Source organism: uncultured Methanobrevibacter sp. (assembly GCF_902788255.1).
Classification (GTDB): domain Archaea; phylum Methanobacteriota; class Methanobacteria; order Methanobacteriales; family Methanobacteriaceae; genus Methanocatella.
In genome coordinates this window covers 1-2,414 of record NZ_CADAJR010000065.1, presented here as the reverse complement: position 1 = coordinate 2,414, position 2,414 = coordinate 1, and the positions used below count along the sequence as shown (strand labels likewise).

Here is a 2,414-nt window from a genome sequence, read left to right as displayed (position 1 = left end):
ATCAGCGTCATTTGTGAATTTGAACGGCTCAATGATTATTTCACCGTCGGAAGAAATCGCAGCGGCGAAATGGTTAAGTTTGGCAATATCAATGCCTACATAAATTTTCATGAGGTTGTACCTCCCTTTCCAAAAGTCTGATACCATGATGTCCACCATCAATTATCATCGTAGACTTGATATGTAAATGTCAATATTAAAATGTACAAAAAGTGGAAAATAAAAATGTACATTTATCCATGCTATGCTTCGGCTTCCTGAGCTTCCAAAAAGGCTCGTTTATCTTTCAAACGATATGACGGTCCTTTTATGGATATGACTGCTGAATGATGTAACAACCTATCCAGAACAGCATTTGCTAAAGTTGCTGATCCGAATATTTCACCCCATCTGGAGAATGGTGTGTTAGTTGTTATTATAGTACTGTTCTTTTCATAACGCCTTGCTATGAGCTGAAAGAACAGATTAGCTGAATCCATATCGATTGGCATATATCCAATCTCGTCAATAATTAGAACTCTATACTTTGCAAAAAACTTAAGCCGTGCTTCCAGTCTGTTCTCATGGTGGGCTGCTTTGAGCTGATTCATAAGGTTTTCAAATGTTATAAAATAAGTTATGTTTCTCGCCTTTGCACAACTGATTCCTATTGCAGTTGCCAGGTGGGTTTTACCTACTCCACTGGAACCAACAAACAGGATGTTTTCGTGATTATCAAGAAAACCAAGATTACAGAGTTCAAGCATTTCTTTTTTATTGATATTAGGTTGAAAATCGAAATCAAAATCATCCATTGTTTTAATAAATGGGAAATTCGCTGTTTTGACATTGGCTATATCACGCCTGATCTGATTGTTTTTCTTTTCGATTTCAACTAATTCCTCAAGAGCTTCGCTAAAGGATTTTTCGCCTTTGTTAACAAGCTCTATGTAGTAATCCAGATGCTCCTGCATTTTCTGGATGCCAAGGTCTGTAAGACCATTAAGTAGTTTTTGTGATGATGACATATCTGCTCCTTCTACAGGAGTGCATCCATCTGCCTCAGATTTATCTCAGCAAGTGCCGCGATATCGTCATCATTTTTCATATACCCGGAGAGTAACTGTGTGTAGTGCTCTTTTTTATAATTAAGTCTTTTGTCACTTAACCTGTGCGAAACAATAAGTTCCGTGCTATAATAAATCTGTAATGAATCATTGTAAACCTTCAGTCTTACTGGTTTACCAATGTATTCAGCAGGGACGGAATACTTGTTTTTCATGTAAGTGACCATAGAATCCTTTCTGACCGTGGTTTGGCGATCGTGGGTAAGATAAGATTCAAGGACTTTATCGCTTGGTAATGATTGCAGGTATTCCTTTTCTTTTTGAAAAAGAAGTATTGGTGGAACACCGGTTTCATCACACACACGCTCGCATACCTTTTTATTAATCCTGCTAAGGATCGATACAAGTTCCTCTTCAGTTTCAAATTCACCTTCGTAAGGAACTAACCAGGCTAGAAACTTATTTAATGCTTCTACCTTACCTTTTGTAAAAGCGTGTCGTGGTTTGCAAAGCTTTATTTTAAAGCCCATATCCTTGGCAAAAGCCTTCATTTCATTACTGATGTTGGCTTTTTTGCCATCACGATCAACAACAGATGACATGTTGTCAAAAAGGATTTCTCTGGGTACACCGCCTGTAGCTTTAAATGATGCTATAAGGCAGTCAAATACATCCTGTCTTGTTTTATAAAGTTTGTAAGTAAAGACGGGGTATCTAGAATAGCCCAGTTTATAATCAAACACCTGAAAGGTGAATGGTTCTCCGTAACGATTGTGAAGGGTAACATCTTCCTTCCAATCAACTTGTGCCTGAACACCCATTTCTGTTTCATAACGCGGATGACCTTTTTCAGTTTTTACAGGTTTCAAGCCTTTTGATTTGACATATTTATTGAAGTTAGAATAAGTACCGATGCCGGTATCTACTTCATCAACTATAAATTCGTAAACAGCTCTTACGTTTGCTCCTCTGAGCGAGAGCTTAGTTTTAATTAATTCATAATGCTCATCTAGTCTGCTTGGTTTGTTATGATGCTTAGGTTTGCCCTCGTATCCGTCATAATACTTTTTGACAGTCCTACGATCAATGTCATACTGACGAGCTAATTCTGAAAAGTTGGGTTTAATATCGCTCAACCTAAGTATGTGAAGCTGCGTGATTAATCCTTTGTCCATGGTTGTTTACCTCCCATGAAAAGGCTATCACTTTATGCTTGGATTGTACATTTTTATATTCCACTAAATGTACATTTTTATAGTATCATTTACAATTATTCCACGGTGCTCTTGACATGAGCCTCCACGGCATATGAATTTACGGCAAAGCGGCAATCCTGTCCCTGTGGGCATGTTTGCCTAAGCATACAAG

At 37.8% G+C, this 2,414-nt stretch carries 2 protein-coding genes; both read right to left on the bottom strand.

The window, feature by feature from the left end; translation table 11 throughout:
• Positions 1-242 precede the first annotated feature (242 nt).
• Positions 243-1,007: an IS21-like element helper ATPase IstB gene (gene istB, locus QZV03_RS11180; protein WP_296876800.1), complete on the bottom strand. Its 765-nt coding sequence runs from the start codon at positions 1,005-1,007 to the stop codon at positions 243-245.
• Positions 1,008-1,018: 11 nt separating this feature from the next.
• Positions 1,019-2,221, bottom strand: a complete 1,203-nt coding sequence (gene istA / locus QZV03_RS11175) for an IS21 family transposase (protein WP_296876799.1) — start codon at positions 2,219-2,221, stop codon at positions 1,019-1,021.
• Between the last annotated feature and the right edge of the window lie 193 nt (positions 2,222-2,414).

What these genes read in the sequence shown, in the direction of transcription:
- istA (WP_296876799.1), bottom strand. Translation starts at nt 2,221, where the DNA reads ATGGACAAAGGATTAATCACGCAGCTTCACATACTTAGGTTGAGCGAT.
- istB (WP_296876800.1), bottom strand. Translation starts at nt 1,007, where the DNA reads ATGTCATCATCACAAAAACTACTTAATGGTCTTACAGACCTTGGCATC.